This window comes from Niallia endozanthoxylica (genome assembly GCF_008710145.1).
Taxonomy (GTDB): domain Bacteria; phylum Bacillota; class Bacilli; order Bacillales; family Cytobacillaceae; genus Bacillus_BD; species Bacillus_BD endozanthoxylica.
In genome coordinates this window covers 65,750-85,362 of record NZ_VYKL01000010.1, presented here as the reverse complement: position 1 = coordinate 85,362, position 19,613 = coordinate 65,750, and the positions used below count along the sequence as shown (strand labels likewise).

General features: G+C 35.9%; 25 protein-coding genes. 9 read left to right on the top strand and 16 right to left on the bottom strand.

All coding sequences use genetic code 11. The features are described from left to right. Window positions 1-70: 70 nt before the first annotated feature. The 6 genes from F4V44_RS03885 to F4V44_RS03860 all read right to left on the bottom strand — a co-directional run bounded on the left by F4V44_RS03885 (window position 71) and on the right by F4V44_RS03860 (window position 6,537). Window positions 71-928 (bottom strand): YitT family protein, encoded by an 858-nt coding sequence (locus F4V44_RS03885; protein ID WP_150438887.1) that lies wholly within the window; start codon window positions 926-928, stop codon window positions 71-73. 129 nt (window positions 929-1,057) lie between these two features. Then, a complete protein-coding gene (locus F4V44_RS03880) occupies window positions 1,058-1,906 on the bottom strand; it encodes a DODA-type extradiol aromatic ring-opening family dioxygenase (RefSeq protein WP_150438676.1) in 849 nt (282 codons plus the stop codon). Between the two features lie 221 nt (window positions 1,907-2,127). Next, window positions 2,128-3,075: an amidohydrolase family protein gene (locus F4V44_RS03875; protein ID WP_150438675.1), complete on the bottom strand. Its 948-nt coding sequence runs from the start codon at window positions 3,073-3,075 to the stop codon at window positions 2,128-2,130. A 418-nt stretch (window positions 3,076-3,493) separates the two neighbouring features. After that, on the bottom strand, window positions 3,494-4,684 hold the full coding sequence (locus F4V44_RS03870; protein ID WP_150438674.1) for a MalY/PatB family protein: 1,191 nt from the start codon (window positions 4,682-4,684) through the stop codon (window positions 3,494-3,496). Between the two features lie 92 nt (window positions 4,685-4,776). Beyond that, entirely contained in the window at window positions 4,777-5,709 is a 933-nt protein-coding gene (locus F4V44_RS03865; protein WP_150438673.1) for a D-2-hydroxyacid dehydrogenase, read from the bottom strand. A 36-nt stretch (window positions 5,710-5,745) separates the two neighbouring features. Further along, window positions 5,746-6,537, bottom strand: a complete 792-nt coding sequence (locus F4V44_RS03860) for an HAD family hydrolase (protein ID WP_150438672.1) — start codon at window positions 6,535-6,537, stop codon at window positions 5,746-5,748. Window positions 6,538-6,706: 169 nt separating this feature from the next. Between F4V44_RS03860 and F4V44_RS03855 the strand changes: the two genes are divergently transcribed. Next, window positions 6,707-7,897: a glycosyl hydrolase family 18 protein gene (locus F4V44_RS03855; protein WP_150438671.1), complete on the top strand. Its 1,191-nt coding sequence runs from the start codon at window positions 6,707-6,709 to the stop codon at window positions 7,895-7,897. 281 nt (window positions 7,898-8,178) lie between these two features. Further along, entirely contained in the window at window positions 8,179-8,307 is a 129-nt protein-coding gene (locus F4V44_RS28110) for a hypothetical protein (protein ID WP_263406654.1), read from the top strand. A 172-nt stretch (window positions 8,308-8,479) separates the two neighbouring features. Here the strand turns inward: F4V44_RS28110 and F4V44_RS03850 are convergent, their stop codons facing one another. Beyond that, window positions 8,480-8,707 carry a DUF2187 family protein gene (locus tag F4V44_RS03850; RefSeq protein ID WP_150438670.1) on the bottom strand — a complete coding sequence of 76 codons (228 nt, stop codon included), beginning with the start codon at window positions 8,705-8,707 and terminating at the stop codon, window positions 8,480-8,482. 383 nt (window positions 8,708-9,090) lie between these two features. Here F4V44_RS03850 and F4V44_RS27200 point away from each other — a divergent pair, with 383 nt between their 5' ends. Continuing rightward, a complete protein-coding gene (locus tag F4V44_RS27200; RefSeq protein ID WP_191090574.1) occupies window positions 9,091-9,264 on the top strand; it encodes a hypothetical protein in 174 nt (57 codons plus the stop codon). A gap of 87 nt (window positions 9,265-9,351) precedes the next feature. Beyond that, complete coding sequence (locus F4V44_RS03845; RefSeq protein WP_150438669.1) at window positions 9,352-10,599, top strand: NAD(P)-dependent malic enzyme; 1,248 nt, start codon at window positions 9,352-9,354, stop codon at window positions 10,597-10,599. Window positions 10,600-10,668: 69 nt separating this feature from the next. On the opposite strand, the gene brnQ is transcribed toward F4V44_RS03845, so the two are convergent. Further along, window positions 10,669-12,012 (bottom strand): branched-chain amino acid transport system II carrier protein, encoded by a 1,344-nt coding sequence (gene brnQ, locus F4V44_RS03840; RefSeq protein ID WP_150438668.1) that lies wholly within the window; start codon window positions 12,010-12,012, stop codon window positions 10,669-10,671. 383 nt (window positions 12,013-12,395) lie between these two features. Between brnQ and F4V44_RS03835 the strand changes: the two genes are divergently transcribed. Further along, window positions 12,396-13,064, top strand: a complete 669-nt coding sequence (locus F4V44_RS03835; RefSeq protein WP_150438667.1) for a GntR family transcriptional regulator — start codon at window positions 12,396-12,398, stop codon at window positions 13,062-13,064. 68 nt (window positions 13,065-13,132) lie between these two features. On the opposite strand, the gene F4V44_RS03830 is transcribed toward F4V44_RS03835, so the two are convergent. The 7 genes from F4V44_RS03830 to F4V44_RS03805 all read right to left on the bottom strand — a co-directional run bounded on the left by F4V44_RS03830 (window position 13,133) and on the right by F4V44_RS03805 (window position 16,806). Beyond that, entirely contained in the window at window positions 13,133-13,465 is a 333-nt protein-coding gene (locus F4V44_RS03830; protein WP_150438666.1) for a YnfA family protein, read from the bottom strand. A gap of 17 nt (window positions 13,466-13,482) precedes the next feature. Then, window positions 13,483-13,620 carry a DUF3934 family protein gene (locus tag F4V44_RS03825; protein WP_150438665.1) on the bottom strand — a complete coding sequence of 46 codons (138 nt, stop codon included), beginning with the start codon at window positions 13,618-13,620 and terminating at the stop codon, window positions 13,483-13,485. A gap of 143 nt (window positions 13,621-13,763) precedes the next feature. After that, complete coding sequence (locus F4V44_RS27195) at window positions 13,764-13,934, bottom strand: hypothetical protein (protein WP_191090550.1); 171 nt, start codon at window positions 13,932-13,934, stop codon at window positions 13,764-13,766. An 81-nt stretch (window positions 13,935-14,015) separates the two neighbouring features. Then, window positions 14,016-14,783: a YhfC family intramembrane metalloprotease gene (locus tag F4V44_RS03820; RefSeq protein WP_191090549.1), complete on the bottom strand. Its 768-nt coding sequence runs from the start codon at window positions 14,781-14,783 to the stop codon at window positions 14,016-14,018. Window positions 14,784-15,067: 284 nt separating this feature from the next. Beyond that, window positions 15,068-16,204: a zinc-dependent alcohol dehydrogenase gene (locus F4V44_RS03815; protein WP_150438663.1), complete on the bottom strand. Its 1,137-nt coding sequence runs from the start codon at window positions 16,202-16,204 to the stop codon at window positions 15,068-15,070. 17 nt (window positions 16,205-16,221) lie between these two features. Beyond that, entirely contained in the window at window positions 16,222-16,581 is a 360-nt protein-coding gene (locus F4V44_RS03810) for a spore coat protein (protein ID WP_150438662.1), read from the bottom strand. A gap of 15 nt (window positions 16,582-16,596) precedes the next feature. Continuing rightward, a complete protein-coding gene (locus F4V44_RS03805; RefSeq protein WP_150438661.1) occupies window positions 16,597-16,806 on the bottom strand; it encodes a spore coat protein in 210 nt (69 codons plus the stop codon). 166 nt (window positions 16,807-16,972) lie between these two features. Between F4V44_RS03805 and F4V44_RS03800 the strand changes: the two genes are divergently transcribed. After that, window positions 16,973-17,176 (top strand): hypothetical protein, encoded by a 204-nt coding sequence (locus F4V44_RS03800; protein ID WP_150438660.1) that lies wholly within the window; start codon window positions 16,973-16,975, stop codon window positions 17,174-17,176. Continuing rightward, window positions 17,176-17,475, top strand: coding sequence for a spore coat protein (locus F4V44_RS03795; RefSeq protein WP_150438659.1), 300 nt, complete (start codon window positions 17,176-17,178; stop codon window positions 17,473-17,475). Before F4V44_RS03800 ends, F4V44_RS03795 begins: the two co-directional genes overlap by 1 nt. A gap of 22 nt (window positions 17,476-17,497) precedes the next feature. On the opposite strand, the gene F4V44_RS27190 is transcribed toward F4V44_RS03795, so the two are convergent. Next, window positions 17,498-17,653, bottom strand: coding sequence for a hypothetical protein (locus F4V44_RS27190; RefSeq protein ID WP_191090548.1), 156 nt, complete (start codon window positions 17,651-17,653; stop codon window positions 17,498-17,500). A 180-nt stretch (window positions 17,654-17,833) separates the two neighbouring features. On the opposite strand from F4V44_RS27190, the gene F4V44_RS03790 reads away from it, so the two are divergent. Continuing rightward, entirely contained in the window at window positions 17,834-18,532 is a 699-nt protein-coding gene (locus F4V44_RS03790) for a response regulator transcription factor (protein ID WP_150438658.1), read from the top strand. Beyond that, window positions 18,522-19,526, top strand: a complete 1,005-nt coding sequence (locus F4V44_RS03785; protein WP_150438657.1) for a sensor histidine kinase — start codon at window positions 18,522-18,524, stop codon at window positions 19,524-19,526. The genes F4V44_RS03790 and F4V44_RS03785 overlap by 11 nt, the downstream gene beginning before the upstream one ends. The last annotated feature ends 87 nt before the right edge of the window (window positions 19,527-19,613 follow it).

The following is a 19,613-nucleotide window of genomic DNA, read 5'->3' as shown; positions in this document are numbered from 1 at the left end:
TTCATCATCCTTTTATGAAAATAGCTTTGTTAGCGAACAATGTTGATAGGCCTGATTTTTGACTCAACCATTAAGCACCTTCAGCTGCCTTGGACTTGCTTGCCTTGTAACCTCTGCCCATTACTTCATGAACGTGATGGGCGGTAACATAAGCATTTATATCAATATCTTTGATTATATTTTGCAACTGGACTAGTTCCTGTTTATTGATAACAATATATAAAACTTCTTTATCAGCGCCTGTATAACCGCCTTTTCCCTCGAGAACAGTCAACCCTCTTGACATACTGTTCGTGATACTGTGCAGCATTTTTTGTGGTTGATTTGAAATAATAATCACAGCAACTCGCTCATCCAATCCATCTACGATAAAGTCGATTGCCTTCGCACCTACCCATACGACTACAAGTGTATACATCGCTTTTTCAATCCCAATGATAAAAATGGAACCAGCTACAACGACGACATCCATCACCAAAATACCTTTACCGATACTCCAACCTAACACTTGATGAGCAATTCGTGCTAACACAGTTGTTCCGCCTGATGTTCCACCGGCCCGAAAAATAATTCCTATTCCCATACCGACTAATAATCCAGCAAAAATCGAGGCTAGTAACGTATCCATCGTCAATACATGCCCAACTTCCTTTGTTACATGTAAAAAGAAGGAAGAGGAAGCAATTGAAAATAACGTATAAAAAATCGTTCTTTTATCAAAAAATTTAGATCCGAGTAAAAATAGAATGGTATTTAATAAAAAATTTAACATTCCTGTCGACCAGCCAAACACATAGTGTGCAATCAGAGTAAGACCAATAACGCCCCCTTCCGACAGCATATTTGGGATTGTAAAATAATTTATTCCAATCGAAAAAATAAAAGAACCTAGTAATATTAATACTAGATCATAAATAGTCTTCTTCATCTCACATTCTTCCTTGCCCAATAATACTTTCTTAACCATTCTATTCTATTACTCCTCATTTGTGTAGAACAAAAATAATAACAGCTGTCTAATAGATCATCACATCTAAAAAACAGCTGTTTTAGTCTGTTATTTTACGTATTCCTCTTTTGATTTCACTTCTTTACTAGATACTCTTGTTTTCCTAAACGTTATGAGTGGATTCCAGCTGCCGGAAGATTGTGCATCCGCATAATATACTGGAGTACTATCTTCATCAATAATGCCAAATAACATGGCTAAATGACGGCCGCCTGATTCAACTTTTGCCATGCTTGAAAATTGCGGCAGCATTGCATAGGCTGCTTGATATTCTTTATTCATAACAAATTCAACAAATTGCTTATCCATCGCATGTTCAGCCAAAGTTGGCATATGATGTCTGCCGCGGACTAGATTATGAGCTAAGGCTCCGCTTGCAACAAATACTACCTTTTTATCAGATTCACGTAAAACCTTTGCAATGACCTGGCCCCATCTATAGGTTTCTTCAAGATTTGCAGCTAGTGTGACTGATAGATTGATAACAGGGATATCTTCGTTTGGAACAAGATAACGCAACGGAACAACCGTACCATAATCCCAAACAAAATGTTCATCGTATACCCCTTCTACCGAAAGTTCTGCATCTTTTCCTGCCTGCACTAATTGAGCAGCTAATTCTGCATCACCAGGATAGTAATACGGCACATCTTTAATTAGATCCGGGGCTTCTTGTGCAGTAAGAAGTCCTTTATGTACAGGATAACAATCTACATAGTGTGCAAATGTTGTCGGCCAGTGACAGGAAACTAACACAATAGCATCAGGTCCTATTTGAGCAATTTCCTTAGCAACCTCTTTCAACCCTTCTACAATTCCTTTTTGAAAATCCGGCGCTTGATCTTCGTGACAAATACTTGGAACGTGTGGTGCAATAATACTTAATTCAATTGACATAAAAAAGCCTCCTGTTTTCTTTTTTTCCTGAAAATTATTTGTTTTTTTAAAATATTCAATCTATTATTTCTATGTTAGCATGTTCTTTTTTCTTATACAAGTCAGGTATTAAGCTATGCGGAGCATGATCTTTTTTTGCCATTTATATTATGAAATACCATAATAAAAACCCCCCTAAAGAAATCGTAAAAAGTGATTTCTTTAGGGGGGGTTAATACGCATTATTTAATAGCAAATTCCAGCAGGGATTGGGCCCCTTTATCGCTTATCTCTTGCGGCGGCCATACACATAAATCAAATGGGTAATCAGAACCTGCCACAACTCGATCTTCACCAACCATACTAACAAGAAAGTCAAGACTGTTTTGATTCCATAGAACACTGTCATACCAGAAACGTTTTAAGTACTCTGAAGGCGGTGCTTGCAGATTTGAAGAGACTAATTCCCATTTTTCATAACCTTTATCCAAACGGCCAATTTGGTATGGCAATAATCCTCCACCATGAGCAAATAGAATTTTAATATTTGGGTATTTATCGACCATTCCACTTAAAAGTAAATCCGTCGCACAAACAGTTGTTTCCCACGGAACACCAATCAGATTCGGCATCATTCTTCTCTTTAAACGAGGATCCTCGCTTAGAAGTGGATGGATGAAAAGGATAGCCTTTAGCTTGTCCGCCTCTTCAAAAAATGGCTGGAAGAAGGAATCTGAAAGCATTTGCTGCCCCATTCCAGGTCCTATAATTGCCCCCTTCAGTCCAAGGTTCATTGCTTCCCTTAAAATTTCAGCAGCTTTCAAAGGATTTGTTAATGGAATGGTTCCAAGCGCTGACATTTTTCCATTTGATTCTTTTACAAGCTTAGACAGGGATTGGTTATAAACTCTAGACATCTCCGTAGTGATTTCTAAAGGAAAATCATATAAGAATAGCTGCGGGATAGGAGAAACCAACGAATGAGTGACCCCTGCTTTTTCTTGGTCTGCCTTATAAACATCCTTATCAATAAAGGATTTTTTTAATTCAAACCCCCACTTTTGATTAATAGTTAGAAAATCCTCTTTATTATCTTCTTTCACTACCCATTGGGCATTAATGTTCTTTTTATTATCTTTAATCCAATTAAGAACTTCTGTTGGAATAAAATGAGTATGAAAATCATGCATGGACATTCGCTCCTTATTTTTTAAATCTTTTAATATATTATAATTTTTAGAATATATTGTCGAGAAGGACTTTATATTCATTTGATTTTATGTAATCCTAGTGGACTGATTGTGCCTTCTTTACGTAACACAGATAGAACGATAAAAAAGAAAATACTATTCTTATAAAACAATATACAATAAAATAATACTTTTGAAAAGATATTATATTCAAAAAATTTAAAAATGAATACCCTTACTTAATTAAGTAGCTTTGTTAGCAAACAAGTTGATAAGCTCGATTTTTGACTCATTCGTAAGAAATGTCCATTTCTCACGCCTTTCAGCTTCGCTGAAAAGTAGCCGTATGGTTATAAATAAATCCAAATAAAAACAGATCCCGTATATGGAACCTGCTTTTACAGTAGAATTAGAGACCTTATTGTAAATCTTCAAACTCTCTTGCTATTCTTGCAAATGCTTCTTTTATTATGGGTCTTGGAGATGGAATACAAATTCTTTGAAATTCCAGTCCTTCTTTCCCAAACATGACTCCGTCCTGGAGCAGAACATTCGCTCGGTTATAAATACGGTCATGAACCTCTTTTGGTGATATTCCATATCCGCTGAAATCCATCCACATCACATACGTTCCTTCAGGGATTCTCACTTTTACTTTAGGCATGTTTTCTTTTATGAACCCAACAATCCATTCCATTGTACCATCAAGATACTCCTTCAACTGCTCCAGCCACTCTTCCCCATCCCTATATACAGAAATAAGCGCAGCAACAGTGAATGGTGACGCTGATTTCATACCAATAGCATCACTGAACTTTTTCCTCAGCTCTAGATTTGAAATAATAACATTTGTGCAATGTAAACCGGCTAAGTTAAAGGTTTTATTAATGGCTGTAAAAGTGATAATATGGTCGGTCTGATCAGCTACCTTAACAATTGGAGTAAAGCTTTGATTACATCTGATAATATCACCATGAATTTCATCAGCGACAAGAATGACATTATACTTCGCACAGATATCAGACAGTTTTTTCAATTCATCCTCTTTGAAAATTCTTCCAGTCGGATTATGCGGATTACATAAGATAAACATTTTTGTCTTTTCATCTTTGGCTTTTGCTTCAAAATCTTCAAAATCAATCGTATAATAACCATCCTCATCACAAATTAAAGCATTATTCAAAAGTGTACGGTCATTTTCAACAATCGCTCTTGTAAAAGGAGGATAGACAGGTCTTTGGATAATTACACCATCACCTGGGTTTGTTAAGGCTTTTACCGCAATATTGGTTGCGTACACAGTACCCGGACAATAAACAATTTCCTCTTTCTTTATCTCCCAGTCATGTCTCTTTTTGAACCAATGCTGAATCGCTTCATAATACTCAGCAGGAAAAATAGAATATCCGAAAATTCGATGATCAACTGTTTTATGTAAAGCTTCGATTAAAGGCTGAGGGACTGGTAAATCCATATCAGCAGTGAACAATGGCAAAGTTTCTTCATCAAACCGATCAGTCAAACCCATTGCTTTAAGTAATTCTCCACCATCCCATTTGACAGAATACGTACCATTGCGATTGACTATTTCATCAAAATTATATTTCATATTGATTCACCCTTTCTTTATTCTTTCAAAAAAATCATCAAACGGAGTGTTTTCATTGTAACAAAGAGAATCATAGAATTCATTGCATCAGCTTAATACCCTTTTTGACTATCTACTTTATTGTAGAGTGGCTGATTTCCTTCAATACTCTTTAATGTTTCGATAAAACAATCGACACCTTCACTTGGCGTCGTGACAGCTGAAATATGCGGTGTTATCCATACCTTTGGATGCTGCCATAATTTGTTTTCCTTTGGCAGCGGTTCATCTGTAAAAACGTCAAGAACAGCCCATCGCACCTGCTGCATTTGCAAGGCTTGAAGCAAGGCGTCTTCATCCAACGATGCCCCCCTCCCCACATTAATAAAACCAACATTGGAAACAGCATTAAAAAACTTTTCATTAAAAAGACCCACTGTGTTTTCCGTAAGCGGCAATGTATTAATGATGTAATCCATTTCAGATGCTCGTCCTTCATAGTTGTCAATTGACATAACCTTTGTAAAATATTCTTTTTCTATTCCACTTAAGGACAGACCGTATACTTCAGCCCCTAAAAATGCAAAGGTCTTCGCGACTGTTTGACCAATCTCCCCCGTACCGAATATCATTACCTTTTGCTCACTTATTAAGCCAGGTGTTGCGGGCTGCCATTTTTTCTGCTCTTTATCTTGCTGAAATTGATCATGAAACTGCAAATCCCTTATGATGTAGCTTAAACAATACTCTGCAATCCTTTGTCCAAAGGAACAAATAGTTCTCGTTAACAGTACCTGCTCTGGCCATTCTTTATGAAACAAAAAACTATCTACACCCGCACCAAGAGAATGGACCCACTTAACAAGACGGTAATCAAACTCAGTCTTAATGTTAAAGGCAACAAAAGCATCCGCCCATTCTAAATCACTCTTGGTTACTTGATCCTCAGACAAGTATCGAAAATTCTTCTGTATTCCTTTTTCTAGAAGTAATGTTTGAATTTCTTTATACATTGGGCTAACAACTAGTATATTTGAAATCTCCATTTACACACTCCATCTCTTCTTCTATCCAAGTCCTTGTTATTTGACTAGACCTAATGTCTTCAATCCATGATAAATGCCTGAATCAGTTACAGAAGCTGTTTTATACTTAGCATATTGAAACAAATTAGGATTTGCATTTTCCATTGCAAAGCTTTCACCCACAGCCTGCAGCATTTCTTTATCATTCATTCCATCTCCGAAAGCAATGGCTTGTTCTTTAGAAATCTGTAAATACTGAAGAACTTTTTTCACAGCTTCCCCTTTATTCACATTTGTACGAATAATATCGTAGGCATGCTTGTTCCCTTCTACATTTACTTGAGACAATCGAATCTTATCTTCAAATTCATATAGTGCGGTCTGCTCCGGATCCACGTTCATCACGGTTACGCCCAAGATACGTTCGATTACCGCTTCTGTAAATATAGCATTATTATTCATTTGAAATGTTTCAAGAAAATACTGAACCTTTGGATGATCCATCGAAGTAACATAATTTTTTTCATTTGTAAAAAGAATCAATTCATGACTATTTTCTTTAGCAATGTCTAAAAACCGCTCTATCTGCTTTCTGTTCATTGGTTCTTCAACAATGGTTTTATTATTGTAAACAGCTAATGCGCCATTTTGGCCGATAATCGACTGGATATGTAATTCCTTTGCAAGGTTTTTCACCTCATGAATCGGTCGTCCCGTAGCTATAAATACCTCCATCCCAGATTTCAGTATTTGAGTAATAGCCTCCTTCGTTGATTCCGTATAAGTGTGATCCGGCTTTATTATCGTTCCATCTATGTCTAAAAAAAGCACTTTATATTCATATTCCATCTCGTACTCCTTTCACGATTCAACTTTATACTTCTATTTACTATTATCCCATATTACACATTTTTCTTCATTATCAATAGCCCGCTTCTTCCTGACTTTACCAGCCACTATTCATTCGCTATTTTGCTATAATCATTTGTATGAACTATTTTTAGGGAGGGATGTATCTTTGAAGATTCGTAATCTCCTATTGTCTTTGTTGATTATTTTTACTTTTAGCGGAGGATTTTTTGCAGGAATCTTTTATTCTAATCATACTAGTCAGCAAGATTCTCAAAAAATAAAAAATAAGCAAGATTTAACACAATCATCTAAGAAAGAAAAGGATAAACAGGAGCAAACTTCAGAACCTGAACAGGAACCAAACACCGAAACAAACCAATCAAAGGTCCTAATGGGATATGTTCAGGATTTTCGTGACCCTAACATGGTAAATTATGCAGACTTAACCCATGTCATTTTTTCCTTTGCTCATCCGGCAAAGGACGGCAGCCTTTTATTAAACGGAGAAACTGCTTTAAATAATTTACGGGCAATCGTTTCAAAAGCTCATGAGCAGGATACAAAGGTCATGCTGGCTGTCGGTGGATGGTATCACATCCAGGGCGGTGAGTCCTATACCTATTTTAAGGAAGCTATTTCCAATCCCCAGTCTCGAACAAAACTGGTTATAGAACTTACAGACATAGCAGACCGGGAAAATCTTGATGGTATTGACATAGACTTTGAACATCCTCGTTCAACAGAAGATGCGTACAATTTAACCTTGTTTACACAAGAATTAAGTGAAAAACTTCATAGTAAAAATAAAGAATTATCTATTGCTGTCAATGCTAAAGTTCATAGTGTAGCTGGAACAGAAATTAACAATGTCATCTATGAACCTGCTATGTTTAATCATGTGGACCATGTCAATATCATGGCTTATGATGGTCATTGGGACGACGGCTATAATGCAGCCAATTTAGCACCTTATCCTTATATTGAAAATATCGTTAACTATTGGTCTCACCTTTTTGATAGCCATCAGATTGCAAAAAACAAACTGGTATTGGGAGTGCCTTTTTATGCACAGCCAGAGGATCCAAACGTCAAACAAATCTCCTATGCAGCAATCATTAATAACAATCCAGAAAATGCTGGACAGGATACAGTTGTGATGAATGGAACCACCTACTACTACAATGGTATCGGAACAGTTCAAAAGAAAACAAAATTAGCACTAGATAATGGTTTTGGCGGGATGATGCTTTGGGAAGCAGGTCATGATACGACTGGTTCACATAGTTTAACAGCTGCTATCTCAAACTCCTTAGACCTGGACCATGGATATACCTTACAATCAGCGAGTGAAGAATAAAACAGAAGAGGGGTCCTTTCTCCTCTCTTCTGTTTTTTTGTATATACAAATTCAATAATTAATATATTTTAAAAATGAAATATAATAAAATTAAGAATAATAATCATTCATAACGCTCATAATAAGCTCAGCTACTTATTTAATAGGTTTTCACACTCAAGAATTTATTCGATTGATTGCCTACATAGCCTTTTCACCTGTGAAAACAATCATAGTAGCCGTAACAAATAAGGCTATTTCAGCCTATCAATCAAAAGATGTATACATAAAAGGAGGACCATATGACAAACAAAAATAACAACCGAAATCAACCACATACTGGAAGCAGCGATACTGAATTCGGTGCAGAAGCAGGATTAAGCAAAAAGGCCAGAAAAAAGGCAGCAAGGGAAATGAAGAAAAGTAAATAAAAACGAAGAATAACCATATCCGCTGATATGGTTATTCTTCGTTTTTATCAAGATTGTTCTGGAAATGCTTCACTTACAGTCTAACCATTTAACATTTACATTAAAAAATAATAAAACAAAACGTTTCTACTTTTGCAGAAACGTTTTTAAGGTTTTCATATGTATACTAAATCTATTTTGCCTTTTTATAATTCTTATGATTAACTACCGTTTTTATCGGTTCATCTGTTTTAGAGTTTGTCCCGATTTCAACAATAACTGAGTTTTCCCTGGATACAATGACTTTCCCTTTCTTTCCTTTCATAGGACCCTTTTTAATTTCAATTGTATCTCCTTCAATTGCTTTATTTACGATAACCTCTTCATTCTTATCCTTGCTTACGTCTTTTTCATCTGCCATCTTCATGACTCCTTTACATAATTTTAAACAGCACACATGGACTTTTGTGAATTATCAAAAGAACTTAAGAATATGTCAAATCCATTGTACAATATTGTCAATTCGTTATGTCTGATTTAGTATTACCTTTTTTTCGACAATAAACAGCATTTTTACAAAGCAAATGAAAATATTCATAACTATTTTACAAAATACAAAAATTATCCTTTGAAAAAATCCAATAAAACAAGATAATTTTTATAGAAAAACGCGAGAAAAATATTTTTTTTTTGTAATCTTTTGACTTCTTTTGTAGAAAGTATTTTCAATTTATTTCAGGCTGTTATAATTGCTTATGTTAACAGGTAATAGCAAAAAAAGTAAAAGGGAGAATTGATCTTAAAATGGAAGAAGTTATGATGTGGGTAATCACCGCCTATGTAGGAGAAGAAACAAAAATTTATGAATTCAAAACAGAAAAAGAAGCAAAAGAAGCACTTAAAAGTATTAAAGGTTACACAATCCTTACTGAGGTGATTTCCTTCTACAACCGCTCAGTTAAACTAGTTGCAGTTTAAGATCTTTTCTAAGAGACACAGTATTCTAATTAACTTTTTACTAGCACTATTAATCTATGAAATTATCCCAAAGGAGAGACCACACAAATGTCAACGTTACGTGAAAAAGCATTGAAGTTACACAAAGAAAATAGAGGAAAGCTGGGTGTTCACTCAAAGGTTACAGTACGAAATGCGCATGACTTAAGCCTTGCTTATTCCCCAGGTGTAGCTGAACCATGCTTGGACATATTTGAAGATGACAGCAAAGCATATGAGTACACAATGAAAGGAAATCTAGTTGCTGTTGTTACAAATGGAACAGCTGTACTAGGTCTTGGAAATATAGGTCCAAAAGCTGCCATGCCAGTAATGGAAGGAAAAGCTTTATTATTTAAATCTTTTGCAGATGTTGATGCATTTCCCATTTGCTTAGATACAACGGACCCAGACAAGATTGTTGAGACTGTAAAATTATTGGAGCCGACCTTTGGCGGTGTAAACTTAGAAGATATTGCTGCACCGCAGTGCTTTGAAATTGAGGAAAGACTCAAAAAAGAATGCAATATTCCGGTTTTCCATGATGATCAACATGGTACAGCCATTGTAACTGCTGCGGGATTGCTTAATGCACTAAAACTTGTTGACAAAAAGCTGGAAGACATTCGTGTGGTAGCAAACGGTGCCGGTTCAGCCGGTGTTGCGATTGTTAAATTATTACTGAACATGGGTGTAAAAGATGTCGTTTTATGTGATACGAAAGGAATCATCTATGAAGGACGTCCATTTGGAATGAATCCTTTCAAAGAAGAATTAGCTCGTATTACAAATAACGAGAAAAAGCAAGGTACACTAGCGGATGCTCTCGTCGGAGCAGATGTATTTGTAGGCGTATCAGCCCCAGGTGTAGTAACAAAAGAAATGGTTCAAACAATGAATCAAAAATCAATCATTTTTGCAATGGCAAATCCAATTCCGGAAATCATGCCGGAAGAAGCAAAGGAAGCGGGTGCCTTTGTTGTTGGAACAGGCCGTTCAGATTTCTCAAATCAAGTAAATAATGTTCTTGCTTTCCCTGGTATTTTCCGCGGTGCATTAGAAGTACATGCAAAGGAAATTAACGAGGAAATGAAAGTAGCAGCGGTTCATGCCATTGCAGGATTAATCACAGACGAAGAATTACATGCTGATTATGTCATTCCTGATCCATTTGATCCAAGAGTGGCAGCCCATGTGGCTGAAGCTGTTGCGAATGCCGCAATGGAAACAGGAGTTGCACAAAAACAAATAAATGCAGAGGAAATTAAAGAACAGCTCTTATCTTTATCAAAAGAAAAAGAAACAAGCTTGATTTAATCCTCTTAATTATGAAAAGGTCCACCAGATTCAAATCTGGTGGACCTTTTCATATTATACTTATCTATCTTAGTTTTCTGCTGGCGTAGAATCTAAATTTCCTTTTACAATCAAACTAGTTATCAGTCCAATTACGGCACCAACGATTGCTGGTACAATCCATCCTAAACCTTGACTATACAAAGGAAGGATATTAGCAAATAACTCATTAACTGGTGCAAAGCTGATTCCAGCGGCATTTAATCCATCAAATAAAGCAACAATAAAGGTTAATCCCATGCTCCATTGATACACTTCTTTTCTTCCTTTAAAGAAATTGTGCAAGAAAGTAAGAGCCATTAAGCAAACAGCTAAAGGATAAATCGCTACTAATACTGGTACAGAGAAAGAAATTAACTGACTTAATCCGAAGTTCGCAATAACTGTACTAAAAGCAGAAAAGATAATAACAAATTTTGTGTAAGAAATACTAGGCGATAATTTCGTAAAATACGTTGCACAAGATGTAATTAGACCAATACTTGTTGTTAAACATGCACCAAGTACAATTAAGCTTAGTAAGATTCCGCCATACTGACCAAAGAAGTGATTTGCAGCACCCGCCAGTACAGCACCTCCATTATCCAATAAACCAAGCTCCTGTACGCTTGAAGCTCCAATAAAAGTAAGCGAAGTATAAATAACAGCTAAAAGTCCTGCAGCAATAAGTGCAGCTTTCGCCACGGCACTCATCATTTCTTTTCTTGTTGTTGCTCCTCTTTCTTTAACCGCATTAATAACAATAATTCCGAAAACAAAGGCAGCAAGTGCATCCATTGTTAAATAGCCTTCTTGAATTCCTTTAAAAAATGCGTCGCTCATATAATTCTCTGTTGGGGCCTGGAATTCTCCCATTGGCTTGAAGAATGCAGTAATAATAAGAATGGCAATAAATAATAATAATAGCGGTGTTAAGACTTTTCCTACGATATCAACAATTTTTGTTGATTTTAATGAAAAGTATACTGTAATTCCAAAAAAGATGATTGAAAAAATTAATAATCCAATTGTCGTAAACTCTTCAGTGATATACGGTTTAACTCCCATTTCAAATGATACCGTAGCTGTTCTTGGTATCGCAAATAATGGTCCAATTGATAAATAAAGTGCAACTGTAAAAGCAACTCCAAAAAATGGACTTACTCTGCTTGCTAATGATTGTAAATCACTTTTCCCTGAATAACCTAAGGCAATTACACCTAATAATGGCAACCCTACACCAGTAACGATAAATCCAAGATTAGCTGTCCAAACATTGGATCCTGCTGATTGTCCCAGCATCGCAGGGAAAATTAAATTTCCAGCTCCAAAGAATAAAGCGAAAAGCATAAAGCCGACCGCAACTAAATAAGAAAATGACATTTTCTGTTTCATATTTTCCCCTCCTAGATGTCTCTAATCACGATGCATACATGCATGTAATATAAGCAGGATACTATTTACATATATTTCCTACCTATAAACCAAATGTAAAAACAATAATACTAATATAAAAACTTACTCTTATTTAAATTTTCAGACACTTAGGTCTGTAATAATCTATTTCCGTTTCCTCCTTTGTTTTAAAGTCCGTAATACATCGGTACACTTAAGATATCACATGCATTATATTTATGCAATATATTACTCTAAAATAATGTCGATACATGCGATATATTGCATTTATCTATATTAATATATATAATGATGGTATTAAAGAATATAAAAATAGTATTTTAATAACAACGTATTTATTTGAACAAAGGGTGGGTTAAATCATGCCAATACCAACTAATTTTTCTACCCCGACACGTGTTTCTGCAAAAGAGCGTGCCTATTCTCAGATTCAAGAATGGATTATTGATGGGACACTAAAACCTCAAGAAAAACTTCATGATGCTGATCTTGCACAAGCTCTAGGGGTAAGCAGAACACCTATTAGGGAAGCTTTACAATTATTAAATGTGCAAGGATTTGTGGAAATGTTTCCTGGTGTAGGCACGCAAGTTACATCTGTTAAAAAAGAAGATATTGCAAAGATTTTGCCGCCATTAGGCGCGCTCCAAGCACTAGCAGCAGAACTTGCCACACCTATTATTGATGAAAAGACAATCGGAACACTGCGTGAATTGAATGAAAGTTTTGCTCAAGCCATTTATCGTAACGATTTTTATTCAGCACTTAAATATGATGATTACTATCATAATTTAATTATTGAAACTGCCCAAAATCCATACATTTCAAATGCAGTATCTACTCTTCAAGCACATGTCATGAGGCTTTTTCATCATCAATCTGTGATTTTAACTACTCAATCGATTAAAGAGCACGAAGCGATTATTAAAGCCTTTGAAAAAAGAGATGCCAAAACAGCATCTAAAATGGCACGAATCAACTGGACTCGAGCAATTGACGAGTTTTTTGCAGAATATAATCAAAATAATTAACGAAAGAAGCTTGTAGATTTTTCTACAAGCTTCTTTCGTATTACTTTTTTATCCTGCAATATCATTTTTTAATGACGCGGAGCAAATAAAATAACAGAAGCGCCAATTAAACATATTCCTGCACCTATCCAATCATATAAATCTGGTGGTTTACGATCTATTCCCCAGCCCCACAACACAGACAGAATAATAAAAACTCCTCCATAGGCAGCATAGACTCTTCCAAACGAGGGAAAATTTTGGAATGTTACAATCACACCGTATAAAACTAATATAATACCGCCTATAATACCAAATGAGTAGGGCCTGCCTTCTCTTAACCATAACCAGATTAAATAACCTCCGCCAATTTCGGCAAGTCCTGCAAGAATAAATAAAATAAGTGCATTAATCAAATTCATTCACTTCCTGACATCAACTACTTTGCCCGATTTTTAACACCTTTACTTTTATAAGGTTTTGCACTCTTCGCTTTATTTGCACCAGCCTGCCAACGAGTCCATCCCTTCTTACCCGTTCCTCTGCCAGTTCCACCTTTACCTTTAGCACTGCTCATTGAATCAACTCCAATATCATTTAAATGTACATTATGTTAGTTTAACTCATATTGCTAGAATTAAAAACAAAATAAAAAACAAGCTGATTAGTTTTTTTAATCGTTTACTCAACAAAAAAACGCCGCAAAAGGGCGTTTACTATTCATTCTTGATTGTTAGTATCTTTCATACTATTCATACTGCTCTCATTTACATCCACGTTATTAGAGCCATAGCCTTGAACATTACCAGCATGCTCTTCATGATATTTTGACCCTGCACTAGGCTGATTATTTATAGGCTTCCCTTGCATATTTGATTGTTGTTTTGACAAATTCTTCACCTCCTAAACACCTATTATTGTTCGTAGTATCTCCCCAAATATACATATTGATTTGAAACAACTATTCTTCTATTATTGTAGGCTTTTCTTCATTTTTTTAATAAAGAATATCGACAAAATCCCAATCACAGCCAAATAGATTTCCAATACCCATAAACTTGTGAAATGACCTGTTTGGATAAAAACAAATGGAAAATCGATAGCTGCATGAATGAGAATGGCATAGATTAAATAAGATTTTTTCTTTTTAATGACTGCAACTAATACAAATAAACTTAAGGCAATTTGCAAAAATAAGGCAAAGAACCTTTCAGATACACCTAATAAATAAAAAGCAGCATTTTGACTTAATATGGTTTCTTTTATCATAGAAATTTGATCACTTGGAAATTGAGCTGCCATAGCTGTATCAAACGTACCTGAATTAATCATAAAAGAGAAAATGATATTTGGTAAAGTCATCGTAAGAGCTAAGACTACAGCTTCAATGCCTCCCCAGCCTATACCAAAAGATAAACCGCCTTTGTAATCCAGGTACTTCTTCAGCAGCCATGTAAATAAAATAAACCTGCCGACTTCTTCAAAAATTCCTGCAGCCAATCCTCCATAGATGCCAAATAGAACGGGGTGATCTGCATAATTTGGAAATTGAGTAATCACCACTAGATGCAATAATTTTTCTAGAACCTGTGTAATGACAATAAAACCAACACTCCCAACAATCAAAGGTTTAATGGAGATACCTGTTCTCCTTTTATTAAATAAGATAAACCCAGCAAATAATAAAAATGAATAAAGAATAAACCCAATCATGGATGCGATTGTAACATTACTTACCATTGTCATTCCTCCCCTTTAAATAATTTCATTATTATTATTATCAATAATGATAATAATTATTTTTAAAAAAATATATACGCCATCATATTCGTATATATCCTTACTTATTATCTATTAATCTTAACTTTATTGTTTATCTTTTTATTATCATTATTAATAATGATAATAAAGTAAAACCCTTTAATTGTCAATCTCCTTTTTTGAAATTTTTTAAAGTATTCCATTTAAAATAGGTTCTTGCCCCTTTTAAAAACTAGTTGGGACAGGAACCTATTCTTATTACTTTAAGGTTTTAATACCACTTTGATACAATCATCTGTTTTCGTATCAAATACTTCATAACCATGCTTCGCTTGATCCAACGGAATCACATGGGTAATAATATCGCCAATATCCACTTTTCCTTCATTTGCTAATTGGTATAGATATGGCATATATGGGATAACAGGCGCTTGCCCTGTCTTTAAAACTACATTGCGCTGAAAAATATCACCCAACGGAAAAGCGTTATATCGTCCACCATATGCACCAGTAACTTGAATGGTTCCTCCTTTTCTTACGGCCTGAGTGGCTATCACAAGAGCTCCCATAGAACCGCCATGAAGTTTTAAACCTGTTGCGAGAAACTCAAGAGGTGTGAATTTACCATCCATCCCAACGGCGTCAATGACAATATCTGCCCCGCCTTTCGTCATTTCTTTTATATATTCTCCTGTATTATCATGCTGTTCAAAATTAATAATTTCTACATTATTTGTACGTTTCGCATGCTGCAGACGGTAATCAATATAATCAACAGCAATGACTCTCCTTGCCCCTTTCAGCCAGGCAAACTTTTGTGCCAAAAGGCCGATCGGACCGCAGCCAAGTATCACAACCGTGTCTCCCTGCTTCACACCTGAATGGTCGACACTCCAGTAAGCAGTTGAAGCAGCGTCAGCTATTAACACTAATTTTTCATCTTCTACCGTACAATCTTCCGGGATTTTAAAAGGAGTAAAATTCCCGTAAGGCACCCGTAAATATTCTGCCTGCCCTCCGGCAATTCCCCCTGTCAGTTCAGAATAACCAAAGAAGCCGCCCATCTCCCCGTGTGGATTTGAATTATCACACTGACTCGTCAAATCATGGTTACAGTACCAACAATGACCGCAGGCTGCTTGAAAAGGAATAATGACACGGTCCCCTTTCTTTACCTTTGTTACTTCAGGACCAACCTCTTCTATAATTCCAAGTGGTTCATGTCCAATCACATAATCAGTTGGAAAATTAGGTATCATTCCGTGGATTAAATGCAGGTCAGACCCGCAAATCGCCGAGGTCGTTATTTTCACAATAATATCGTCGGGATTTTTGATGGTTGGATCTTTAACCTCTTTTACCTCAACATTTTTTATACCTTGGTATGTAACAGCTTTCATGAAGTATTATCGCTCCTTTATTTATTCGGCGTCGCGAACATTCCCTGACGATCCGTATCCATTGGAAATAAATTCATTTGAGCAATTTGTACAGCCGTTTCAGCAGATTTCAGATCAACCTTAAATTGTTCATCGAAATGATGAGGATTCAGCCAGCCATTTTTTATCATAAGCGCAGAAATTTCACCATGTAAATCAATTGCTGCCTCCAATTGCTTGGATAGGAGATTTCTTAGCTCCGGGCTTGCCGTTTCGGTTAGAGCAAACCCGTAGTTGCGTATACCATTCTTTACTGATAAAAGAAAATCCATTGCAAATGCAGAATCAGCCAAATTCGGCATTCCTTCCGCATTTCTTGGATCTAAATAGTCTTCCATCCTTCCACCTCCAGATTAATGTAAAATTTCATTTTTCTTATAGTAGGCAACTAACTCATTAATATCTTTTATTGATTGATGAACGTCTTTCACCATCAAAGCTTTTAATTCATTATTAAAACACATTCCCTGCATTAATTTTGATTTAAGCAGACAGACCGTTTTATAATTTAGAATTTCATGTGCTTCAAGGGTTTCGTGCAGGGCAAGCGTTTCTTTATTCATAATGGACACCTCCTATTTTGGCATAGACAAAGGTATTTTCCCCTAAACTTTTTTCCTTATTATCCGTTCCAAGAAATCTTTTCTGTGATGTCTGAGTGGGAAATGAATAATTAAGCACCAACAAAGAAAATATAAGAATGCCAATAAGCCATAACGGAGTGATAAGATGACCAAATATCTTGGCCTACATGAAACTCTTGATGTCCACGAATTATTGACCTTCAAAAATCTATGTTTAACCAAAGCAGTTACCATGAGTAAGTTAGCGCAAGATGAAGAACTCAGAGCTATTCTTGAAAGTGATGTGACAACAGGAACGCAGCATATCCAGCAGCTGCAGAAGTTTATAACAGATCGGGAGGTTCAATAATGAATCAGCTTATCCAAAATATGATGGGAATGGGCGGTCTGACCGATCAAGTGATTGCCACCGATTTCTTAATTTCAGCCAAGTCTGGAGTAAGAAACTATACAGTCGCTATTACTGAGGCAGCTACACCTGAACTCCGTGATGCATTAAGAGAACAATTACGTACTGCAATAGAAACACATGAAAAAATTACAAATTATATGATTGCAAAAGGCTATTATCATCCTCATGATTTAAGTGAACAGCTTCAGGGAGATTTAACTGTCTCAAATACAGCGCTTAATCTGGCACAAAAATAAAGCAGGAGTGAACAAAATTGGTTCACTCCTTTTCGTTATCTTCTTTATAATCCTCATTAAAATAAGGATTATCTGTTGTTGCAAACTTGACTGATTGAAGACTCATTTCTTTTTCAATGCCATATAAATCCTTTTCTTGTTTGTTATTTTCTGTATTTGTTCGTTTTTGCTCCATCATTTCACCTTTCCTTTTCCAATGCTCTCATATAGAGTTCCTCTTAAATGCCTTCTTTATGAAATAGATTTAAAATCTTCTTTATAGCGTACATCTTGTTTTTGTTTTACAATCAAAATAAATACTGGATTTCTTTACCAATAGAACAAGCCTGACAAAGAAAATAGATAGTGTGGTGATTCCATGTTTAAAATCCTATTAATAGAGGATGATACAACTCTATTTCAAGAGATCAAAGACCGTTTGACTGGCTGGTCCTATGATGTACATGGGATTTCAGATTTTAGTCAAGTCATGCAAGAATTTACGAGAACGAAACCTGATTTAGTCATTATTGATATACAATTACCAAAATTCGATGGGTTTCATTGGTGCCGAATGATTCGTTCTCATTCGAACATACCAATTTTGTTTTTATCATCCCGTGATCATCCAACTGACATGGTCATGTCGATGCAGCTTGGTGCAGATGATTTTATACAAAAACCCTTCCATTTTGATGTACTCATTGCAAAAATCCAGGCTATCCTGCGCCGAGTTTATAACTACAATACCGAGAAGGTTGTACTAAAAACTTGGAGCGGAGCAACTGTTGATTATGAAAAAAACACAGTATCCAACCAGATAGGTACTGTTGAATTAACAAAAAATGAACTATTTATCTTAAAACTGTTAGTTGAACAAAAAAATAAGATTGTCACCAGGGAAGAATTAATTAAAAGCTTATGGGATGATGAGCGGTTTGTCAGTGATAATACGTTAACCGTCAATGTCAACCGTCTGCGGAAAAAGCTTGATAGCATTGGGTTAGGACAGTATATTGAAACAAAGGTTGGGCAAGGATATATGGCGAGGGAAGAGATAGATTCATATGATACATAAATATATCAAAGAAAGATTAAGCTGGATTTTACTTTTTATTTTCCTGCAATTATTAATCATAGCCGTTGCTTATCTAGATCCAGCCATCCCAATGGAGCCAATCCTCTATATTATCTTTTTATCTCTCATTATTTTTATCTTTTTCTTTCTTATTCGTTATCATAAGGAAACGAAGTTTTTTAAAAGTATCGATGAATGGGACAGCCATTTGGATACGAGCGTCCTTACACCGGCAGCAACTCCTTTTGAAACCATTGTCGAACAGAAGATGATCGAGCAGACAGCAAGATTAAAAAGGGATATTGCCAAAGACAGGGTGACAATGGAGCAGGAAAAAGATGAGCTATTAGCATGGATACATGAAGTGAAAACACCGCTTACAGCCATGAGTTTAATGATTGACCGCATGACTGATCATAGTGTAAAAGCGCAATTAACCTATGAATGGCTGCGAATTCACCTTCTCTTGGATCAGCAGCTTCATCAAAAGCGGATTCCTTTCATGGAAAATGATCTTTATATTGAAAAGACTGACCTTCAGCAATTAATTTTCAAGGAGATTAAATCCTTACGTTCATGGTGCATTCAAAAAGGAATTGGCTTTGAGGTGGAATTAGAGAAATCTGAAGTATTAACAGACGCTAAATGGCTGTCCTTTATTATGCGGCAGCTTTTAACCAACGCTATCAAATATAGTGATTCATCCGATATTGTCATCAAAAGCTGTATGGATAATGAACAAGTAAAGCTTTCCATTCAGGATTCTGGCCGCGGGATTGAGGCAAAGGATCTTCCGCGTATATTTGAAAAAGGATTTACATCCACTACCGTGCATCAAGACCATGCTGCAACTGGCATGGGGCTGTATTTAGTTAAAAAGGCTGCAAAGCCCCTAGTGATTCATATTGCAGTAGCTTCTAAACCCGGCTTAGGAACAACATTTACCCTAACCTTTCCAAAACGAAATGAGTTCGTCAACATAACAGGCATGTGACAAAAATGTCACATGCTTTTGTCATTTGTTCGGTAAAAGAAAGGAAAACAACGGCAGCACTTTTTATACTAAATGTAACGAATAAAG